This is a genomic window from Mesorhizobium neociceri (assembly GCF_013520985.1).
Lineage (GTDB): Bacteria > Pseudomonadota > Alphaproteobacteria > Rhizobiales > Rhizobiaceae > Mesorhizobium > Mesorhizobium neociceri.
Window position 1 is genome coordinate 32,683 of sequence record NZ_JACDTY010000012.1, and the last position, 19,679, is coordinate 52,361.

The 19,679-nt window shown below is 62.9% G+C and carries 18 protein-coding genes; 3 read left to right on the forward strand and 15 right to left on the reverse strand.

The genetic code is table 11. The annotated features are described in order from the left end of the window. The 10 genes from H0241_RS22415 to H0241_RS22460 all read right to left on the reverse strand — a co-directional run bounded on the left by H0241_RS22415 (window position 1) and on the right by H0241_RS22460 (window position 10,296). Window positions 1–603: an ANTAR domain-containing response regulator gene (locus tag H0241_RS22415; RefSeq protein ID WP_181060025.1), complete on the reverse strand. Its 603-nt coding sequence runs from the start codon at window positions 601–603 to the stop codon at window positions 1–3. Window positions 604–728: 125 nt separating this feature from the next. Then, complete coding sequence (locus H0241_RS22420; protein WP_181060026.1) at window positions 729–1,472, reverse strand: amino acid ABC transporter ATP-binding protein; 744 nt, start codon at window positions 1,470–1,472, stop codon at window positions 729–731. Continuing rightward, entirely contained in the window at window positions 1,469–2,443 is a 975-nt protein-coding gene (locus tag H0241_RS22425) for an amino acid ABC transporter permease (protein ID WP_181060027.1), read from the reverse strand. Before H0241_RS22425 ends, H0241_RS22420 begins: the two co-directional genes overlap by 4 nt. Window positions 2,444–2,504: 61 nt before the next feature. Further along, complete coding sequence (locus H0241_RS22430) at window positions 2,505–3,338, reverse strand: transporter substrate-binding domain-containing protein (protein ID WP_181060028.1); 834 nt, start codon at window positions 3,336–3,338, stop codon at window positions 2,505–2,507. Between the two features lie 135 nt (window positions 3,339–3,473). Next, a complete protein-coding gene (locus tag H0241_RS22435; RefSeq protein WP_181060029.1) occupies window positions 3,474–3,860 on the reverse strand; it encodes a carboxymuconolactone decarboxylase family protein in 387 nt (128 codons plus the stop codon). Continuing rightward, window positions 3,853–4,683 carry an alpha/beta fold hydrolase gene (locus H0241_RS22440; RefSeq protein WP_181060030.1) on the reverse strand — a complete coding sequence of 277 codons (831 nt, stop codon included), beginning with the start codon at window positions 4,681–4,683 and terminating at the stop codon, window positions 3,853–3,855. Before H0241_RS22440 ends, H0241_RS22435 begins: the two co-directional genes overlap by 8 nt. Next, entirely contained in the window at window positions 4,683–5,756 is a 1,074-nt protein-coding gene (locus H0241_RS22445; RefSeq protein ID WP_181060031.1) for an LLM class flavin-dependent oxidoreductase, read from the reverse strand. The genes H0241_RS22440 and H0241_RS22445 overlap by 1 nt, the downstream gene beginning before the upstream one ends. Before the next feature lie 41 nt (window positions 5,757–5,797). Continuing rightward, complete coding sequence (locus H0241_RS22450; RefSeq protein ID WP_181060032.1) at window positions 5,798–7,309, reverse strand: aldehyde dehydrogenase; 1,512 nt, start codon at window positions 7,307–7,309, stop codon at window positions 5,798–5,800. After that, on the reverse strand, window positions 7,306–8,298 hold the full coding sequence (locus tag H0241_RS22455; RefSeq protein ID WP_181060033.1) for a flavin reductase: 993 nt from the start codon (window positions 8,296–8,298) through the stop codon (window positions 7,306–7,308). Before H0241_RS22455 ends, H0241_RS22450 begins: the two co-directional genes overlap by 4 nt. Before the next feature lie 192 nt (window positions 8,299–8,490). Further along, the gene (locus H0241_RS22460) at window positions 8,491–10,296 is read right to left on the reverse strand and encodes a helix-turn-helix domain-containing protein (RefSeq protein WP_181060034.1); all 1,806 of its coding nucleotides are present in this window, start codon (window positions 10,294–10,296) and stop codon (window positions 8,491–8,493) included. 199 nt (window positions 10,297–10,495) lie between these two features. Between H0241_RS22460 and H0241_RS22465 the strand changes: the two genes are divergently transcribed. Together H0241_RS22465 and H0241_RS22470 are read left to right on the forward strand one after the other, a co-directional pair. Next, window positions 10,496–11,083, forward strand: a complete 588-nt coding sequence (locus H0241_RS22465) for an amino acid synthesis family protein (protein WP_181060035.1) — start codon at window positions 10,496–10,498, stop codon at window positions 11,081–11,083. 252 nt (window positions 11,084–11,335) lie between these two features. After that, complete coding sequence (locus H0241_RS22470) at window positions 11,336–13,297, forward strand: 3-hydroxyacyl-CoA dehydrogenase NAD-binding domain-containing protein (protein ID WP_181060036.1); 1,962 nt, start codon at window positions 11,336–11,338, stop codon at window positions 13,295–13,297. Window positions 13,298–13,305: 8 nt separating this feature from the next. Here the strand turns inward: H0241_RS22470 and H0241_RS22475 are convergent, their stop codons facing one another. The 5 genes from H0241_RS22475 to H0241_RS22495 all read right to left on the reverse strand — a co-directional run bounded on the left by H0241_RS22475 (window position 13,306) and on the right by H0241_RS22495 (window position 18,456). Beyond that, entirely contained in the window at window positions 13,306–14,595 is a 1,290-nt protein-coding gene (locus tag H0241_RS22475) for a cysteine desulfurase-like protein (protein ID WP_181060037.1), read from the reverse strand. A 48-nt stretch (window positions 14,596–14,643) separates the two neighbouring features. Further along, on the reverse strand, window positions 14,644–15,318 hold the full coding sequence (locus H0241_RS22480; RefSeq protein WP_115144620.1) for an amino acid ABC transporter permease: 675 nt from the start codon (window positions 15,316–15,318) through the stop codon (window positions 14,644–14,646). Between the two features lie 151 nt (window positions 15,319–15,469). Further along, on the reverse strand, window positions 15,470–16,267 hold the full coding sequence (locus H0241_RS22485; RefSeq protein ID WP_181060038.1) for an ABC transporter substrate-binding protein: 798 nt from the start codon (window positions 16,265–16,267) through the stop codon (window positions 15,470–15,472). A gap of 76 nt (window positions 16,268–16,343) precedes the next feature. Further along, window positions 16,344–17,543 (reverse strand): pyridoxal phosphate-dependent aminotransferase, encoded by a 1,200-nt coding sequence (locus H0241_RS22490; RefSeq protein WP_181060039.1) that lies wholly within the window; start codon window positions 17,541–17,543, stop codon window positions 16,344–16,346. 136 nt (window positions 17,544–17,679) lie between these two features. Beyond that, entirely contained in the window at window positions 17,680–18,456 is a 777-nt protein-coding gene (locus H0241_RS22495) for an HpcH/HpaI aldolase family protein (protein WP_181060040.1), read from the reverse strand. 124 nt (window positions 18,457–18,580) lie between these two features. Here H0241_RS22495 and H0241_RS22500 point away from each other — a divergent pair, with 124 nt between their 5' ends. After that, complete coding sequence (locus H0241_RS22500; protein ID WP_181060041.1) at window positions 18,581–19,672, forward strand: LLM class flavin-dependent oxidoreductase; 1,092 nt, start codon at window positions 18,581–18,583, stop codon at window positions 19,670–19,672. Window positions 19,673–19,679 lie beyond the last annotated feature (7 nt).

A 19,679-nucleotide genomic window follows, 5' to 3' on the forward strand; every position in this document is an offset into this window, starting at 1 on the left:
TCATTCGTCCTCCGACGGCCCGAGCAACCCGGCGGCGGTCACCAGGCTGTGGGCAATGTCGCTGATCTTGCGGTTCTGGTTCATCGCCGTCTTGCGCAGCAGCGTGTAGGCGGCCTCTTCCGTCAGGCCGCGCGACTTCATCAATATGCCCTTGGCGCGGTCGATCACCTTGCGGTTCTCGAGCTCGCCTCGAACCTCTTCCAGCTCGCGCGCCATGCGCGAGAAAGCGTTGAAGCGGCTGACCGCCATGTCGAGGATCGGCTTGACGCGCTCCTGTCTGAGACCGTCGACGACATAGGCCGAAACGCCGGCATCGACCGCCGCCTCGATCGAGGCCTGGTCCGAACGGTCGACGAACATGGCGATCGGCCGCTTCACCGCACGCGACAGCTGGAACATGTTTTCCAGCATGTCTCGGTTCGGGTTTTCGAGATCGATGACGATGACGTCGGGCTCGATCTCGGCGATGCGCCGCGCAATGCCAGTCACGTCGTGGACGACGGTGACCCGCTCATGGCCGGCCTCGCGCAAACCGGCCTCGATGATCGCGGCGCGGATACGGTTTTCGTCGATCACCAGGACGGCTAGGGAAGATCGGACCATGCCCGGCATTCTGCTCAAGTGGAAAAATTGTGCAATGCGGCATGGCGGGTCAGTTGGATCAAACCACCCTATTCGCGCTCCGTCGCTCGGTTACATCGCTGGCAACACCAAGCGATGTAGCTTGGTCAGTGTTTCAAAATCTGGCTGAGAAACAGCTTGGTCCGTGCATGTTGGGGATTGCCGAAGAAGCTGTCTGGTTTACCCTCTTCGACAATCTGCCCGGCGTCCATGAAGATCATACGGTCGGCGACCGCGCGGGCAAAGCCCATCTCATGAGTGACGCAGACCATCGTCATGCCGTCGCGCGCAAGCCCGGTCATGGTGTCGAGAACTTCCGACACCATTTCGGGATCGAGCGCCGAGGTCGGCTCGTCGAACAGCATCACCGCTGGCTGCATGCACAGGCTGCGTGCGATCGCGACGCGCTGCTGCTGGCCGCCCGACAGCTGGACCGGGAATTTGTTTGCCTGTTCAGGGATGCGCACGCGCTCCAGGAACCGAAGCGCGGTCTTGCGCGCTTCGGCCGCGGAAACGCCTTTGACCCACATCGGTCCGGCCATGCAGTTCATCAGCACGGTCATGTGCGGAAACAGGTTGAAGTGCTGAAAGACCATGCCGACATTGCTGCGCACGTCGGCGACGTTCTTCATCTTCGGATGAAGCTCGATGCCGTTCACGGTGATGTCGCCTTCCTGGTGCGCTTCGAGGCGGTTGAAGCAGCGGATCAGCGTTGACTTGCCCGAACCGGACGGCCCGCAGATGACGATGCGCTCGCCCTTGTGGACCGTCAGATTGATGTCCTTCAGTGCGTGGAACTGGCCGTACCATTTGGAAACAGCCTTGGCTTCAATGATGGCTTCAGCGCTCATCGCACCTTGCTCCTGGCGTAGTGTCGTTCGATGCGGGACTGGATCAGTTCGAGGCAGATCGACAGCATCCAGTAGATGGCGGAGGCCGAGATCAGCATCTCCATATGCTGGAAGGTCTTCTGGCCGAGAGTGCGGGCAAGGAACATCAGCTCCCAGACGCCGATGACCGACACCAGCGAACTGTCCTTGAGCATGGAGATGAACTGATTGCCAGTCGGCGGAATGATGACGGGCAGCGCCTGCGGCAGGATGATGCGGCGCATGGTCAACGAGAAGCCGAAGCCCATCGAGCGCGACGCCTCCCACTGGCCACGGTCGATGCTTTGGATGCCGGACCGGAAAATCTCGGTCATGTAGGCGCCATAGCACAGCGACAGCGCCAGGATGCCGGCCGGAACGGCGCCAACGACGAAACCCAGCTGCGGCAGGCCGAGATAGATCAGATAGACCTGCATCAACAGCGGCAAGCCGCGAAAGAACGAGGTGTAGAAGCTGGCGATCGCATAGGCGAAGCCATTGGTGGAGAGCTTGGCGACGGCGCCCAGTATGGCGATGAGAGACGCAATGACGATGGAGATTGCCGAGACGTAGAGCGTGGTCACCACGCCCTGGGAAATCAGGAATGGCAGCTTTTCCCAGATGAAGGGCAGGCTTAGGTGAAAGGTCGCGAAGAAGGCCAGGAAGAGCAGCAGCAGCTCGAACCAGACGATGGCGATCTGGACACGCAGCGAGGCGAAGCCGATCAGGACGACATTGAGGACGAACAGAAGCGCGATCACGAAGGCGATGGCAAACCGGCCATAGAGGCCGCTCTGCGACGGTTCGCCGATGACCGGGCGCATCAATTCGCCGAAGCTCGTCGACGTCAGGTTGAAGGCGAGGAAGATCGCAAAGACAGCGCCGAACATCGTCGCCACAAACCATGGTTTGTGCACAAGAATCTCGGCTTCGACGGTATCCGGATAGAGCATAGCCTGTCCCCCTCGAATGGTCGGCAGCCCGCCTAGAGCGGGCCACCAGCGAAAGTCGAGACTATCTCACGATGGAATAGTCGACCCCGTACCATTTCTTGGAGAGCGTGCCGAGCGTGCCATCGGCCTTCATCGCTTTGACCGCATCGGCGATCTTGGCCGAGAATTCCGGGTCGCCATGTTCGATGGCGACAGCTAGCGGCTCGTAGAACACCGGTTCGCCGATCTGCTTGATCGGATAGCCGGCCTTCACCGCATCGACGATGCTGGGCTGCGACGACACGACGGCGTCAAGCCGCACGCCGTCCCCGATCCGCAGGTCGTCAAAGGCGGTGGTGGAGCTCTCGTAGGAGTGCACTTCCTTGGGGTTGAGCTTGTATTCGAAGGGCGGCGCGCCGGCGGCGTCGAGCGTCAGATCCTTCTTGGCATAGGCTTCGAAGGTCGATGTCGTCGTCGCGCCGACGACCTTGCCGTCCAGATCGCTGAGCGACGTAGCCTTGCTGTCTTTGTGAACGGCAACGGCGGCGGGGGTGTAGTAATAGACCGCCGGGAAATCGAAAATCTCGGCCCGCTTCTTGGTCGGCGTCATCGAGCCGACATGCATGTCCCAGCGGCCGACCCAGTTGCCGGCGGTGATGATGTCCCAGCCCGGCGTCACGAACTCGACCTTGACGCCGATGCGCTTGCCGATCTCCTTGGCGACGTCGACATCGAAGCCGTCCAGCTCGTTGTTGGAATTGACGAAGGATTGCGGCGCCCAGTTGGCATCGGTCGCCACCTTGAGCGTGCCGGCCGCCAGCACACGGTCGAGCACCGCGCCGGCTTGTGCCGGCAGGGCAGCAAGCGTCAAGGCCAGCGAGGCCGCCAGCGTCGTCAGCTTCAGATATGTTTTCATGTGTTCCGTTCCCCTTGTTGTTGTTGCTAATTTAGAGATGAGACCGCTGTCGCCGTCTTCCGGCGAGGCAGAGGAGGTTTGTCGCGCCGATTGCTCGGAACGATGGTAAGCCGACACCGGCTTTCGAAACCGGTATCATCGCGTGTCGGCCTTTGTTTCGTCGCGCACCGCACGTGCGACCCGGAAGGCTTCGACACCAACGGGAATGCCGCAATAGACCGCGATCTGGATCAGCGCCGCCCGCAATTCGTCGTCGGTGAGACCGTTGCGCATCGCACCATGGAAATGCACGCCGAATTCATGCATCCGCCCCAAGGCGGCAAGCATGCCGAGATTGAGCAGGCTGCGCTGCTTGAGGTCGAGAGCTCCGTCGGTCCAGCATGTGCCCCAGCAATACTCGTTGAGGATGTCCTGGAACGGCCGCGAGAAATCGTCGGCATTGCCGATGGCCCGATCGACATAGTCGTCGCCAAGAACTTTACGACGGACCGCCTCGCCGGCCTTTTGCAGCTCGCTATCCATGATCGGGTGTCTCCGCCCGCTGTGAGTGGTTGGCCAGAAAATCCGCCATCAGGCCGGCGACCAGTTCGGGCGCCTCGACCAGGATCGAATGGCGCAAGCCCGGCAGGATTTCCAGCCGCGAGCCGCGTATCTGCTCATGCATATGGCGCGCCATGCGCGGATTGGATCCCTGATCATCCTCCCCGGTGACGATCAGCGTCGGCGCCCTGATCTGGTCGAGAATGCCGCCAAAATCGGTCTCGGCCAGCACCCGATAGGCGGCGGCATAGCATGCCGGATCGTTTTCGGCGTCGCGCCGGCGCAGCTCGGCAATCACATCCGGATTGCGGTCCTGAAAATCCTCGGTGACCCAGCGCGACAGCGAGGCGGCATGATGCGTGCTCGGCTGGCTGGCGGTCAAAGCGGCGAGACGCCCCAGAACCGCCTGTCGTTCTTCCGGCAAGCGGCCAGCGACTGTCGACAAAAGCACCAGCCGGTCGATCCGGTCCGGATGCGTCAGCGCCAGGCGCTGCGCGATCAGGCCACCGAGCGAAAAGCCGGCGAGATGAAAGCGCGCAAAGCCAGCATGATTGGCGAGCGCCAGAATATCGCCGACGAAATCGTCGATCTCGTAGCGGCCCTTGATGCGGGCCGAGCGGCCGTGGCCACGCAGATCGGACGTCAGCACCGTGAACTCATCCGGCAGGCGGGCGACGACGCCGCCCCAGGCTTCCAGATAGGAGCCGACGCCATGGATGCAGACAAGCTTCCGCGGCCCGTTGCCGTCGACACGGTAGTTGAGCGCGACATCGCCATGGACAAAGGTGCCGGCCGTCATTGCCATCAGTGTCCCACCGCGATGGCTTTGGCGCGATTGCGTGCCGCGAAGTGCGGCATGACCTCGTCGACGAACAGCCTGATGGTCTTCTTCTGCAGCTCGAATGGCAGGTTGAAGGTCAGCCCCAGGCAGTACTGGTCGACGCCGGCGGCCTCGTAGTCCTCAAGCTTCTCGATGATCTCGTCGGGCGTGCCGAACATCAGGTTCTTGCGGATGCTTTCGGGATTGTAATTGTCCTTGCCCTTGACGCTTTCGTAGGGAACGGTTTCGGGGAAGCCGTTCTTCACCGTGCCGATATTCTGGAACAGGTTTTCGAAGGCGCGCCCATAGTCGATGGCGTGACGCACCGCGACTTCCCAGTCCTCCGGCCTGTCGTAGATGCAGGTGCGGCGCTGCATCATCAGGCGCGGGCGCGGCACTTCCGGATGGTCGGCAACCGCCTTGCGGAATTTTTCGCCAAGCACCGCAATCTCGGCGGCGGGCGCCGACAGCGGCGTCGATAGGATGTTGGCGCCGGTGCCGACGGCCCATTCAAAAGTGCCGGGGTCGCGCGCCGCGACCCAGATCGGCGGATGCGGCGTCTGCAGCGGCTTGGGCACGCCGGCAGCAAGCGGAAATTTCCAGAACTGGCCGTCATGCGCATAGTCTTCGGCCCACAGCCTCTTCACCGCCGGCACAAGTTCCTTCAGATAGGCGACGCCCTCCTGCTGCGGCATGCCGCCGGCCATACGGTCGAACTCATACTGGTAGGAGCCGCGGGCAATGCCGAACTCCAGCCGGCCGCCGGTCAGGTGATCGCAGAGCGCCGCTTCGCCGGCCAGCCGGATCGGGCTCCAATAGGGCGCCACCAGCGTCGAGGTGCCAAGCCGGATCTGCTGCGTGTGCTGCGCGAGCCAGGTCAGCGTCATCAACGGATTGGGCGAGATGGTGCATTCGATCGTATGGTGCTCTGCCGTCCACAGCGTCTCGAAACCGCCCTCGTCGGCCATCTGCGCCAGCTCGAGCAGATTGCTCTTCACCTTCGACATCGGCATGTCGGGCGAGAAGCGCTCCATGGTCAGCGAAACTGCAAATTTCATTCTCTACTCCCGCAGGATTTGGGGTCGGTTTTGGACAGCGCTCAGTGCAGACGAATGACGAACGGATCCTGCATGGCCCCGGAATAGTCGATCATGATGTTCTTCAACCGCGAGAACTCCTCCATCACGTCGAGCCCGCCGCGGCGTCCATAGCCGCTCTCCTTGAAGCCGCCATTGGCCGACATGAAGGACGAGGCGCGATAGGTGTTGATCCAGACGGTTCCGGCATCGACGTTGCGGGCAAAGCGCAGCGCGCGGTCGATGTCCTTGGTCCAGATGCCGGACGACAAACCGTAGCGCGTGTCATTGGCGAGCGCGGTCATCTCCTCTTCCGACGAGAAAGGGATGACGCCGACGACCGGCCCGAAAATCTCTTCCTGCATGAAGTCCATGTCGTTGCCGGCATCGACCATGACGGTCGGCTCGAAATACCAGCCTTCCGCGAGTTCGGCGGATTGAGGCCTGCGGCCACCGGCCGCGATCCTCGCCCCCTGATAAACGCCCGAAGCGACATAGCTCTCGACCTTGGCAAGCTGTGCCGAAAGCGCCAGCGGTCCCATGTCGGTATCGTCATTCAGGGGGTGGCCGACCCTCACGCGTTTGGCGCGCTCGACCAGTGCATCGACGAACCGGTCATAGACACTGGCCTCGACGAAGCAGCGCGATCCGGCAACGCAGCTCTGGCCGGCGGCGGCGAATATGCCTGAGACGACGCCGTTGACGGCATGGTCCATGTCGACATCGGCAAAGACGACATGGGGCGATTTCCCGCCAAGCTCCATCTGGCACGAAACCAGATTGGCGGCCGCGTTGGTGGCGATGCGCCGGCCGGTGGCCGTGCTGCCGGTGAAGACGATCTTGGCGATGCCGGGATGACGCGTCAGCGCGTCGCCGGCACTGGCGCCGGTGCCGGTCACGACGTTGACGACGCCTGAGGGAAAGCCGGCTTCCATGATCAGTTCGGCGAGCGCCAGCGTCGAGGCGGTGGCGTGCTCGGACGGCTTGATGACGACGGTGTTGCCGATTGCAAGGCAAGGCGCCAGCGTGCCGGTGAGCAGCATCAGCGGCGAATTCCATGGCGTGATCATGCCGACGACGCCGAGCGGTTCGCGCATATTGAAATTGAGCATGTCGAGCTTGTTGACGGGTATCGTGTCGCCCAGCAGCTTGTCGGCCATCCCCGCGAAATAGCTGTAGGAGTCCGGCATGGCGCGCATCTGCGCCCGCATCTCCTTGAGGAGCTTGCCATTGTCGCGCGTCTCGATCAGCGCCAGTTCGTCGGCATGTTCGAGCACAAGCTGCGCCAGGCGGTAAACAAGCTTGCCGCGGTCGGTCTGGGTCATCCTGCGCCATGCCGGATTGGCAAAGGCAGCGCGCGCGGAGGCCACAGCGGTATCGACATCGGAGGCGTCGGCCTCGGCCAGTTCATACCACGGCTTGGCGGTCGTCGGATCGTAGCTCGGAATGTATTGGCCGGCTTTCGGGGCGACGAAACCACCGCCGATGAAAAGCTGCTGGCGTGAATTCTCAAGCGATTTGACGGATGTCTTCATGGCTTTTCCTGCTCAGTGTCCTGCGGGCTTTGCGTCCATGGCTGCGAGCCGCCATCAATGCGGGCGAGACGGCCGCCATCGCCCGAATCCATGTAGATGCTGAAGCGGTCGTCGTGCCGCTCGCGGCTGTAGCGGCGCAGCAGCGCCTGGATCTCGCGGGCTGGAATGTCGTCGTAGGGAAGGTCGGCCAGCGGGAAGAACTTGAACCCCGCTGGCACGGTGAAGGCAGCGGATGCACCCGACAGGCGGGCGCGATAGATGAGGTAGCCCGGGTCGCTGTCGGCAACGTCGAACACCGAATAGAGGAATGTCTCGTCCGGCAGCAGCGTCAGCGCATCGCCGCCCTCAAGCTTGAGCTCGTTTTCCGCCTTGCGGCTCTTGGCGCTCGGCAGCACCCAGCCGCCCTTGCCATCAGAACGCAACAGGATGTTTCCATCCGCTTCGATGAGATAGCCAACGATCATGGAGTGGGACGCAAGCCAGCCCGGCGGCAGCGGATCCTTCACCGAGGCATAGCGGCCCCGGCAAAAGCCGAGCGGCGCCGACGGGCTGGTGCCGAAGGCCTGCACAGCACCTATGAGCACGACATGATCGCCGGCATCCACGCGATTGTGCACGGTGCAGTCGAACCAGGTCAGGCATCCGTTGAGGATGGGCGCACCGGTGTGGACGCGGTCATGGCTGACGGCACTGAACTTGTCATGCGCCTTCGAGGCGAAAACCGCCGAGACGTCGGTTTGTCCCTCATGCAAGAGGTTGACCGCGAAAGAGTCGGACGCGTTGAACGCTGCATAGCTGGCGGCTACCTTGCCTACACAGACGAGAAGCAGCGGAGGATCGAGCGACACGGACGTGAAGGAGTTCGCCGTCATGCCGCGCGGCGTGCCGTCGCTGTCGCGGGTGGTGATCACCGTGACGCCGGTCACGAAGGTTCCGAAGGCCCTTCTGAGGGCGATCGGATCAATCGTCGGCTGCGGGGTCGTGAGCATCTCGCCTCGTGTTTCCTCTTCGGATCGCATGAGACGTTAGCCGCTGGTTTCGAGCCGTTCTTCCTCCTGTTGATAGGAACGGACGGCGATGCCGCTGCTGTGTTTGCTAGCAAAGATGGAGGCCAGCAACGCAAACGACAGGGCCGTTTTTCCAGTCCGGAAGCGGCTGCGCGGCAGGTGCCAAAAATGATGCTATTTTTCTGATGAGGCGCTGTTGTCGATGACCTCGCGCAAACGGATGGCGAGCTCGAAGGCAAAGCGCCGCTCCGGCGTATCGAGATCGACGCCGAACAGTTCCTGGATGCGCGCCAGGCGGTAGCGCAAGGTGGTCACATGAAGGCCCATGGCGTCGGCGCAAGCCTGGCTGCGGCACCCTTCGCGCAGGTATGAAAACAGCGTTTCCATATAGGGTGTGCCGTGCTGGCGATCATGGTCGGCGATGGCGCCGATACTGTCCTGCACGAAACCGCGCACGTCCTCGACATCGGCGGCCGCGACCAGCATTGGCAGCGGACCGAAATCCTGGCTGGCAAACACGCCGGTGCGGCCGAACGAACGGCCGATGCGGATCATGCGCAGGCAGCGCTCCCAGGCAGCGGGATAGTCCGCAAGTTTCGAGCAGAGACCGGAGAGAACGACGAACGGCTCCTGGCCGAAATAGCGCCCCAGTTCCTCGGCGATCTTGCGCAGCAGCTTGGCGACACGCTCCTTGTCCTCGCCCAGTTCCGCCGGGATCAGGCAGACGAGGCCGTTGTCGACCACGATGATGCCGGCTGCGACCGAATTCTGCTGCAGCAGCCGGATCACTGTATGATGAGGATCTACGGAACGTCCCGCGCTGCCTTTTGCTGCCTCAGGCAGGTCGATGACGATCATCTGCTGAGGCGACGCCAGGCCGATGGCAAGCCGTTGCGCCCGCTGCATCACATCGGCGGCGTCGTGCCAACGGTGCTCGACAACCTCCATGAACAGTTCGGTCAGTGTTCGCGTTTCGAATCGGAAACGGATGAAGCTGCGCATCATCTGGACGCTGAGCGCGAATTTGGCGCTGTCGAGCAAGAGCAGGTCCAACTGGCTGAACGGCTCCTGCATGGTGAAAATGACCAGCGCACCGACTGCTTCCGCATCGACGCTCAGCGGCTCGATCCTGGCGGTGAGACGCAGACGCCGCGTGCCGTCGTCGAGGAAGAAGGTGTGGGCCTCGTTCTGCGGCCGATCCACCGCCGACCGCGCCGCCTTCATGATCTGCCGGTGCAGGCTGGTGTTGGCGGCAAGTTGCCAGGCCTCATCGTCGAAATGCTTCTCGCTCGGCGTGCGGCTGGCAACGATCAGGTTGGCGGTGAAATCGACCACGACGACAGGGTTGGGGACAAGCGCTGCGATCTTGCCGGCAAGCGATGGCACCGAGCTTTCCGCCAACGCCTGCTGCAGCAGCGACGTATGGGCCTGCAAGGCTTTCTGCAGCCGTTCGGCCGCTCGCTTTTCCTCACGCAGCTTATGCTGTTTTTCGACCGCGATTTCGCCGAGATGGACAATCATGCCGATAAAGGCGAGGTCATCGGGGGTGACTTCCATGATCTCGCGGGAGACGACGCTGAGCACCATCGGCCGCCCCGCCTCGTCGACGCAACTCATCGGCATCACCAGGACGCTGCGGTAGTCGCGTTCGAACGCTTCCTTGCGATAACCGGAAAACTCCTCCGAAACCCGGGCATCCCTGATGTAGACCGGCTCGTTGCGCTGCAGCGCAATGATCGACGGGCTGGTGGCGAGTTCCCAGCGGTCGGGCAGTGGGCGCTGGATCAAGGTCGGGTCATGGCGCACGATGACATAGGCATGGCCATGCGGCGCATCGATGCTCATGATTGAGCCCATGGTCCATTTGGCGTGCCGGCAGGCGGCCAAGACCAGATCGCGCAGCACGGTGCTCAGGTCGCCACCCGAGTTGATCAGGCTGGCGGCGTCCCGCAACGACAGGATTTGCGACTGGTGATTCACGCTGCGATCTTTTTCCGGCTGGGCAATCTGTTTCCTGTCGGCGCTCCGCGCGCCGATATAAGCAATTCGCGACCGTGAGAAGCTACACGTCTTCCGAGAGCGAGACATCCCGTTTTTCCTCCGAAGCAGAGGAAGACGCCTGGCCGGCCACTCCCCTAGCCTGCCCTGAATTCTGCTTGAGGAAAGGCCGCTGGAGCGAATGGAAATCAGGAAAATCTGCACCTTCATCGACGAGGTTCTGATCGAAGGCGGCAAGGCGGCCGGCAAGCCGGTCACATCGATCGTCGTCGCAGCCGTGTTGAAGAACCCGTGGGCGGGCCGCGGCTTCGTCGAGAACCTTCGCTCCGAGATCATCGACGTCGCGCCCAAGCTCGGCGCCGAACTGACCCGACGGCTGATCGCCCTGATGCCGCCGGCCGAGATCGAATCCTACGGCAAGGCTGCCGCGGTCGGCCTCAATGGCGAGATCGAACACGCCTCGGCCCTGATCCACACGCTGCGCTTCGGCAATCTGTTTCGCGACGCGGTTGGCGGCACCACCTATCTCGAATTCTGCAACACCAGAAACGCGGGCGGTGCGCTGATGTCGCTGCCGATGATGCACAAGAGCGAGAACGGCCGGCGCTCGCATTTCATCACCGCGAACTTCCAGATCGCCGATGCGCCGGGCCCCGATGAAGTGCTGGTTGCCATCGGCGCCGCCAATGGCGGACGGGTGCACGCCCGCATCGCCGACCGGTTTCAGGATGTTGCCGAAATGGAAGCGGAGAGCAGGTCCTCACGGTAAGCAGTCGCTCGGCGATCAAGCTTCAGAATGCCCGGCAGGTGACACTGGCGACGGTCTTTGCTCGAACGAGGTGGTCGCGACGCCTTTGCAGTCGACTTGGTATAGGCTTGAAGTTCTTTGAATTCTGATTATTTTAAGCTTGAAGTTTTTATGAAGAATCCATGGCGCTTCATTCGTCAGAGCCGAGACACCACGGCATTTGGCGGGAGAGCAGGAGGAGGAAGATTTGCCGTCGTTCCGGAATAAAACTCCATGAACACAGCACGATTTTCCGAAAGTGTCACAGGCACGATCGTCGATGGCGTTCTCATCGTCACGATCGAGAATCCACCCGTCAGCGCGCTCTCCTTCCATGTCAGGGCCGGGCTGATGGCTGCGCTCGGGCGTGCGGCGTCGGATGAAGTGTCTGCCGTGGTGCTGACCGCCATTGGGCGCACTTTCATCGGCGGCGCCGATATCAAGGAATTCGGCAAGCCCGCTATCGAGCCCACACTGCCTGACGTGATCAAAGCAATCGAAAGCTTCGCGAAACCAGTCGTTGCGGCAGTCGGCGGTGCGGCGCTCGGCGGCGGCTGCGAGATTGCGCTGGCCTGCCACTGCCGCATAGCGAGCAAGGCGGCCAGCTTCGGCCTGCCCGAGGTCAAGCTCGGAATCGTGCCCGGGGCCGGCGGAACCCAACGCCTGCCCCGCCTCATCGGCACGGTCGCCGCAATTGACCTGATCGGCACGGGTCGCGTCGTGACATCCGACGAAGCCCTCACTCTCGGTCTGATCGATGCCATTGCAGACGATCTTGCCGAAGGCGCGCTCGACGCCGCCCGTCATCTCGTTGACCAACCGTTGCGGCGCACGGGCGCGCTTTCCGTCCCGCACTCGCAAGCTGAGGCCGACGCGGCAGCCGCAAAGAAGGTGCTTTCTCGCAGCCGTGGACAGATCGCGCCTGCAGAAGCTGTGAGACTGGTCAGGGCTGCGTCCATGGCCAGACTGGAGGACGGCCTCGCGGACGAACGCGCTACCTTCCTGCGGCTCCGGGATTCCCACGAGGCGGCAGCGTTGCGCCACGTCTTCTTTGCCGAGAGGCAAGCCAGCAAAGTCGACAGGCTGGAGGGTGTCACGCCTCGCAAGGTCGAGAGTGTTGGTATCGTCGGAACCGGCCTGATGGGTGCAGGCATCGCGGTCTCGGCCTTGAATGCGGGCTATCGCGTGATCGGCATCGAGCAGACCGACGAGGCGGCGGCAAGAGGACACGACCGTATCGCCGGCCTTCTCGACAAGTCGGTCCAATCAGGCCGTCTCACCGATCATGCGCGCAGCGAGGCGCTGAGCCGGTTTGAAGCGGCCAGTGACGCCGGCAGGCTGGCGCAGGCCGATCTGGTCATCGAGGCGGTGTTCGACGACCTCACAGTAAAAACCGAACTCTTCAGGAAGCTTGATCGTGTCGTTCGCCCGGACGCCATACTTGCGACCAACACCAGCTACCTGAACCCCAACGAGATCGCCTCGGCAACCGCCCGGCCCGAGCGGATCGTCGGCCTGCATTTTTTCTCCCCGGCCAACATCATGCGGCTCACCGAAGTGGTGGATTGCGCGGCGACGGCGCCCGACGTGCTCGCCTCGGCGATCGCCTTCGTCCGAAAGCTCGGCAAGCTGCCTGTCGTGTGCGGCGTTACCGAGGGTTTCATCGGCAACCGCATCTATTCGGCCTACCGCCGCGAAGCGGAATTCATGGTGGAGGATGGCGCAGCACCCGATGAGGTGGATGCCGCGCTGGAGGCCTGGGGCTTCCCGATGGGGATCTTCGCCGTCAACGATATGGCCGGACTGGAGATAGCCTGGGCGCGGCGCAAGCGGCAGTCGGCCACGCGTGATCCGGAAGCGCGTTATGTTGAGATCGCCGACCGGCTGTGCGAGGCCGGCCGCTTCGGCCGCAAGACCGGGCGCGGCTGGTACGATTATTCGGACGGGGAGCGCAGGAGCGACCCGCAGGTAACGGCGCTGATCGAGGCCGTGCGGGCGGCCAAGGGCATCGTGCCTCGCCGCTTTTCGGCCGACGAGATCGTCGCGCGGCTGCTGGCGGCAATGGCCAACGAGGGCAAGGCGTTGCTCGCCGAAGGCATCGCGGCGCGTGCCTCCGATATCGATCTGGTGATGATCAATGGCTACGGCTTCCCGGCCCACAAGGGCGGGCCGATGTTCCACGCCGGAGACATCTGAAGATCCAGCTACGACAGCTTGGTAATGATGGCGCGCAGCGCCTCGCCGAAACGCCTGACCTCCCCGACCGTGTTGTAATGGACCAGCGAGGCGCGGATGGCGCCGCTGTCCATCGACAGGTTGAGCCGCTTCATCAGGCGCGGGGCGTACATGTGGCCGTCGCGGATGCCGATCTGCATGTCGGCCATTTCCTCGACGATCCGCTGCGGCGACAGCTTGCCGATGTTGAAGCAGAAGGTCGGTACGCGCTCGTTGATGCGGGCTTCCTGGGCGACGCCGTAGATCGTAGCATTGCAGCCCTTGAGCACGGCGAGCATCTCGCGCGCCAAGAGCATTTCGTAGTCGCGGATGGCACCCATGCCGGCAACGATATTGTCTCGCCGCGAACGATTGTTGGAGGGCGCCAGATTGCGGCCGATCAGTTCCAGGTACTGCACGGCGGCATCCATGCCCGAGACGTTCTCGTAAATGAAGGTGCCGGCCTCGACCTTGTAAGGCGGCTCGTCGGGGATGAAATCCTCGCGGAAGGTCGGCAGCCGCTTCAGCGTTTCGAAGCGGCCCCACAGAAAGCCCATATGCGGCGAGAAATTCTTGTAGCCGGAGCAGACGAGATAATCGCAGTCCCAAGCCTGCACGTCGATCAGCCCGTGCGGTCCGTAATGCACGCAATCGAGGAACACTTCGGCGCCGCCAGCGTGGGCGATCTTGGCCACCGAGGCGACATCGACGATCGAACCGATCGAGTGCGCGGTCACCGTGCAGGCGACGAGGCGGGTGCGCTCCGAAACCAGCGGCTTGAGATCGTCGACATGCAGATTGCCGTCCTCACGCATGCGCCACCACTTGAACTTGGCTCCGGCGGACTCCAGCGCCAGCCAGGTGGCGATGTTGGCGTCATGGTCCATGTCGGTGATGACGATCTCGTCGCGTGCCCCATCTGTGTCCTTGGCAAGCATCTGGCCGATGCCGAGACTGACCAGACGGATGAACGAAGTGGCGTTCATGCCGAAGCAGATTTCCGACGGACTGTAGGCGTTGATCAGCAGCGCCACGCTCGTCCGGGCATCCGCAACCGATTGGTCGACTGTGACGGAGCGTCCATAGCGGCCACCGCGCTGCACATTGTGCGAGACCAGATGGTTGGTCACCGCGTCGAGCACGCTCTGCGGAATCTGCGCGCCGGCGGCGTTGTCCATGAAGATGAAATCGCCGGCCTGCTGCAAGGCGGGAAACATGGCGCGGATGGTGTCGACGGGGAACGCGGCGGCGTTCGCATTGTCGGTTTGGTGCTTGTTCACGGGTACGCTCCTGCGAAGAATTTGGCGGGTGGAGATCGGTTGGCGAGGTCAGCGCGTCTTCTCGGTTTTGAAGCGGTCTTCGAGCAGGCTGACGAGGCGGACCATCGGCCAGAGGAAGATGAGATAGACAAGGGCGGCGCCGATCAGCGGCGAGGGATTGGCGTAGAGCGACTGCGCGTTGGTCGCTTCCTTCAAGAGTTCGGGCAGCGCCACGGTTGAGGCGAGCGACGTGTCCTTGAACATCGAGACGCAATTGCTGGTCATCGGCGGGATGACCACACGGATCGCCTGCGGCAGCACTACCTTGCGCAAGGTTAAGAGGAACGGCAGGCCAAGCGCCTGCGACGCCTCGAATTGGCCTTTCGGAATGCTCTCTATGCCGGAACGGAACACTTCGGCCGAGTAGGCCGACATGATGAAGGCAAACGCCGTCACGGCGGAGGCCCAGGAGGACAGACGTATGCCGAGGAAGGGCAGCGCGTAGTAGATCAGGATCAGCACGACCAGCACCGGCAGCGCGCGGAAGATGTCGGTGTAGCCGACGGCGAGCCAGCGTACCGGCTTCGGCGCATAGAGCCGCAACAGGCTGATGACCAGGCCGATGGGGATGCCGATGCCGATGCTCAAAATGCCGAGCAGCAGCGTGTTCAGGAAGCCGCGCAGCAGCGCCGGCAGGCTGGACATGATCACGTCAGGATTGAAGAAGGTGTCGATCAGCGACATGGGAGCGTTCCCGAACCCCAGAGCAAAGGATGCTCAAGTTAAAACCAATCGACCTTGCCTACGATGAGGCTGTCCGTGCGGCAGCAGGCGCTGGAGCGTGAAATGAATCGTGCCGGCCTGGAAAGCCGGCACGATTTAAGTGCATTGCCGCTCAGGCCTTGGGCAGCGGCATTTCCTTCACGGTCGAGGAATCGGCTGGCGCGTCGCTGCCGAACCACTTCTTGTGGATCGCGGCGATCGTGCCGTCCTTCTTCATCGCGGTCAGCGCGTCGTTCAGCTTGCCGAGCAGCGGGTGGTCCTTGGTCATCATCAGGCCGTACTGTTCGCCGGTCTTGATGCGCTCCTTCACGGTGAGGTCCTTCATCTTGGTGAAGGAATACTCCATGCCCGGAATGTCGCTGACGGCGGCGTCGACGCGGCCGGCGCTGAGGTCGAGCAGCAGGTTCTGCTGCGTGTCATAGCCCTTCACATCGCTGAAGCCGTCGGCCGCCTGGTGCTCTTTGACCCAGTTTTCGCCGGTCGAGCCCGACAGCACGCCGACGATCTTGCCCTTGAGATCGGCCTCGGTGTTGATCGCGCTGTCTGTCTTTGTGGCGATGCCCATATCGGAATCGTAATAGGGCTGCGTGAAGGACTGCGACTTCAGTCGTTCGGCCGTGATGGTGATCGAGGATATGGCAACGTCGATGCGCTTCGAGGTGGTGGCGGCAAACAGCGCCTGGAAGCCGAGGTCGGCGATGTCGGTGGTCATGCCGATGCGCTTGGCCGCCTCGTTGACGATGTCGACCTCAAAGCCTTCGAAGGTGCCGCTCTCGTTCTTGTATTCGAAGGGTGGATTGGTCGGATAGGCGCCGACATTGAGCACGTCGGCGGCAAAGGCGGTGGCCGGGCCGGCAGCGATGCCGATCGTGGCGGCGAGAAGAAGCAGGTTGCGACGAGTGAAGCTCATTTTTGTTCCCTCTGGTTGTTGATCGGGCGGGTTTGCTCCCGCACGGTTTGTTGCCGTCCCACCTCCCAGCGGGGCGTCAATTCATGGCGGCGACCATGCGCTCGAGCGCGGTCGCTATCTGGTCGCGTTCACGGCACACGCACATCCGCAGGAAGGCCGCTGCCGAATTTCCAAAGAGGTGGCCGGGCGCCAGTCCGACGCGCGCCGTCTCCAATATCCTGGCGCAGGCCTGCCGGGCGTCGCTTTCGCCGTCCATGGCAAAGAAGGCATACATGCCGCCGCGCGGTTTCGTCGGCAGGATGATGCCGGGAATCTGGGCCAGCCTGTCATAGGCAAGGTCGAGGCCGGTTTTGATCCGCTGCCTGATCTCCTCGACCAGCGGCTCGCCCTGGCGGATGGCGGCGACAGCGCCGGCCTGGATCGGCGCGGCGGTGCCGCTGTTGATATACTGCGTCATGGCGCCAAGCTGGTCGGCCACCCCCGACGGATGCGTCAGCCAGCCGATGCGCCAGCCGGTCATCGCCCACGCTTTCGAGAAGCTGTTGACCGACAACACCCGGTCGCCATCCTCGGCGATCTGCAGGATGGAAGGGGCAACGTCGCCGTCGAAATAGAGCCGGCCATAGACCTCGTCGGAAATGATCCAGATGCCGGTGCGCCGGCTGAAATCGAGCAGCGCCTGCATCTCCTCGCGCGACGCGGTCCAGCCGGTCGGGTTGGACGGCGTCGACAGGAAAATCGCGCGGGTACGCGCGTCGCAAGTGGCAAACAGCCGGTCGAGATCGAGCTTCCAGTCGCCCTTGAAGTCGAGCGAAAACGGCCGTGGCTCGCCGCCGATCAAATGGATGGCGTTATGAATGTTGGGCCATTGCGGCGCGACATAGACGACGTTGCTGCCGGTATCGACCAGCAGCTCCAGCGCCAGGTACAGCGCCTGCATGCCGCCCGGCGTGACGGTGGTGCGCGCAATCGGGATCGACCGGCCGTGAATGCGCGTCTGGTATTCCGACAGCGCCTCGTTCAGCAGGCCGTGCCCGCGCATGTTGGGAACGTAGAACGTCTGGCCTTCATCGAAGGCAGCCTTCGCCGCGTCGCGGATGAAGGCGGGCGTCACCATGTCGCCTTCACCATACCAGAGCGCGATCACGTCGCCCAGTTCACGGGCACGCACGGCAAGGTTGGCGATGTTTTCGGTGTGCAGGTCACGGATCTGGGCGCGCACGCCGTCGAACGCATAGCGCGCGCTGGACGATGACTGGGGCAGTATGAACGACAAGGACTGAAACCCCTCCCACCCGGAGCACTACGACTGCCCGGCAAGCCCCTCCGGCACCGCAGTCGCTACCGACTTGGATGCTATCCAAAGCGCGGCGCTTTTCAAGGAAAAAGTTTTAAGCTTAAAAAGTTTTTGCCTAGTCCCGCCCGCCTCGCCCCAGCTCGGCGCGCGCGGCGGTGCAGTTGGCCGCTGTGCCGGCGCCAAGAAACATCGTGTCGCTGGCCAGCATGAAGAAGCTCGCGCCGATCGCGGCCCACTGGCTTATCGTCTGTGAGCTGGCGCAAAATATGCCCGATGTCCTGCCGTGCGCGACAGTCGCGCGGATGATCCTTGTGATCGCCTCATTGAGCTTGTCCACGCCTTTCGGTCCGACCGCATCGATCGACACGGAGAGATCGCCGGGGCCGACGAAGATCACATCGACGCCATCTATGGCCGCGATCGCCTCGATGTTGGCCAGCCCCTCCGATGTCTCGACCTGGACCGCGACGACGATCCTGTCATTGGCGGCGGCCAGATATTCGGGAATGCGGTAGCCATAGCCTGCAGCCCGTCCGGGGCCGACGCCGCGCTCACCCAGCGGCGGATAGCGCGAGGCCCTCACCGCCATTGCAGCCTGGGCGGCAGTCGACACGCGCGGCACGAGCACGCCTTGCGCGCCGCTGTCGAGCGCGGCCTGGATGGCTTCCGGCGCATGGCCTGGAACACGCACAATCGCCGGCACGCGGTGGACGTCGGCCGCGCGCACCATGGTCTCGATCGTGTCGCGCGAAATCTGGGCATGTTCCCAGTCGATGCAGAGGAAGTCGAGGCCCGCGAGCGCCATCACCTCGACCGCGACGGGATGCGGAATGGCAGCGAAAGAGCCGACGAGGTTGGTCTTGCCGATGCACTTCTGACGGAACTCGCTCATCTCCAACCCCTTTCCATGCTCTGGCAAATCCATATCCGCAAACGACGGCGAGGCGAAGCTATTTCAGGCTTGAAATATTTTTGCGCGGACCTACCGTGTGGGTCTCCCGCCGCGAGTTCCCACGATGATCAAAACGCATCCCTTGCACGGCCCGAACAAACTGAAGCTCGGCGTCTTCTCGACCAATGCCGATGGCGGTCTGGCCATCACCGACGTGCCGGAACGCTGGACGGCAAGCTGGCAGGACAATTTGACGGCAGCGCAGATCGCCGACCGGGCCGGGCTGGAATTTATCCTGCCGATCGCGCGCTGGCGCGGCTTTGGCGGCCGCAACAAGGTGCGCGAATGGTCGTTCGAGACCTTCACCTGGGCAGCAGCTCTGGCGGTGGCCACCGAGCAGATCGGCCTGTTCATGACCGTGCATGTGCCGCTGGTGCATCCGCTCTATGCTGCCAAGGCCCTAGCAACTGTCGACCATATCAGCCAGGGCCGCGCCGGCTTAAACATCGTCTGCGGCTGGAACCCGAAGGAATTCGGCATGTTCGGCACGCCGCTGGTCGAAAAAGGCTATGAGCAGGCTGCGGAATGGATCGAAGTTCTGGAGCAGCTTTACGCATCGAGCGAGCCGCTCGATTACGAAGGCATCTATTATCGCCTGAAGGAAGCGGTCAGCCGGCCGGCCGGCCTGCAGGTTCCGCGCCCGGTGACGATGAACGCCGCATTCGGCGGCCCGGGCCGGGATTTCGCCGCCGCCCGATGCGACTACCTGTTCACTACCTTTTCCGAGATGAGCGATGCCGGCAAGCATGTCGCAGACATCAGCGAGCGGGCCGACAAGGTCGGCCGCGATGTTGGCGTCTACACGGTGGCGCATGTCGTCTGCCGTCCGACCATGGAGGAGGCGCAGGCCTATTACACGCGCTATGCCGTCGATCTGGCCGACCACGACGCGGTCGATGCCCATATGGCAGGCAAGAAGGAGTTCTCGCAGTCGCATGACCCGCATGCCTATGACCGCTACCGGCAGCGTTTCGCCGGCGGCGCCGGTACCTACCCGCTGGTTGGAACGCCGGAGACGATTGCCGCCGAAATGGCCACCATTGCCGGGCATGGCTATCAAGGCATCGCCCTGTCCTTCGTCAACTACACGCAGGAGCTGCCCTATTTCTGCGACCATGTGTTGCCGTTGCTGAAGCAGGCGGGGCTGCGCAGCTGATTAATCC

What these genes read in the sequence shown, in the direction of transcription:
- H0241_RS22435 (WP_181060029.1), bottom strand. Translation starts at nt 3,860, where the DNA reads ATGGATAGCGAGCTGCAAAAGGCCGGCGAGGCGGTCCGTCGTAAAGTT.
- H0241_RS22415 (WP_181060025.1), bottom strand. Translation starts at nt 603, where the DNA reads ATGGTCCGATCTTCCCTAGCCGTCCTGGTGATCGACGAAAACCGTATC.
- H0241_RS22420 (WP_181060026.1), bottom strand. Translation starts at nt 1,472, where the DNA reads ATGAGCGCTGAAGCCATCATTGAAGCCAAGGCTGTTTCCAAATGGTAC.
- H0241_RS22445 (WP_181060031.1), bottom strand. Translation starts at nt 5,756, where the DNA reads ATGAAATTTGCAGTTTCGCTGACCATGGAGCGCTTCTCGCCCGACATG.
- H0241_RS22470 (WP_181060036.1), top strand. Translation starts at nt 11,336, where the DNA reads ATGAACACAGCACGATTTTCCGAAAGTGTCACAGGCACGATCGTCGAT.
- H0241_RS22450 (WP_181060032.1), bottom strand. Translation starts at nt 7,309, where the DNA reads ATGAAGACATCCGTCAAATCGCTTGAGAATTCACGCCAGCAGCTTTTC.
- H0241_RS22485 (WP_181060038.1), bottom strand. Translation starts at nt 16,267, where the DNA reads ATGAGCTTCACTCGTCGCAACCTGCTTCTTCTCGCCGCCACGATCGGC.
- H0241_RS22425 (WP_181060027.1), bottom strand. Translation starts at nt 2,443, where the DNA reads ATGCTCTATCCGGATACCGTCGAAGCCGAGATTCTTGTGCACAAACCA.
- H0241_RS22500 (WP_181060041.1), top strand. Translation starts at nt 18,581, where the DNA reads ATGATCAAAACGCATCCCTTGCACGGCCCGAACAAACTGAAGCTCGGC.
- H0241_RS22495 (WP_181060040.1), bottom strand. Translation starts at nt 18,456, where the DNA reads ATGAGCGAGTTCCGTCAGAAGTGCATCGGCAAGACCAACCTCGTCGGC.
- H0241_RS22440 (WP_181060030.1), bottom strand. Translation starts at nt 4,683, where the DNA reads ATGGCAATGACGGCCGGCACCTTTGTCCATGGCGATGTCGCGCTCAAC.
- H0241_RS22465 (WP_181060035.1), top strand. Translation starts at nt 10,496, where the DNA reads ATGGAAATCAGGAAAATCTGCACCTTCATCGACGAGGTTCTGATCGAA.
- H0241_RS22480 (WP_115144620.1), bottom strand. Translation starts at nt 15,318, where the DNA reads ATGTCGCTGATCGACACCTTCTTCAATCCTGACGTGATCATGTCCAGC.
- H0241_RS22455 (WP_181060033.1), bottom strand. Translation starts at nt 8,298, where the DNA reads ATGCTCACGACCCCGCAGCCGACGATTGATCCGATCGCCCTCAGAAGG.
- H0241_RS22430 (WP_181060028.1), bottom strand. Translation starts at nt 3,338, where the DNA reads ATGAAAACATATCTGAAGCTGACGACGCTGGCGGCCTCGCTGGCCTTG.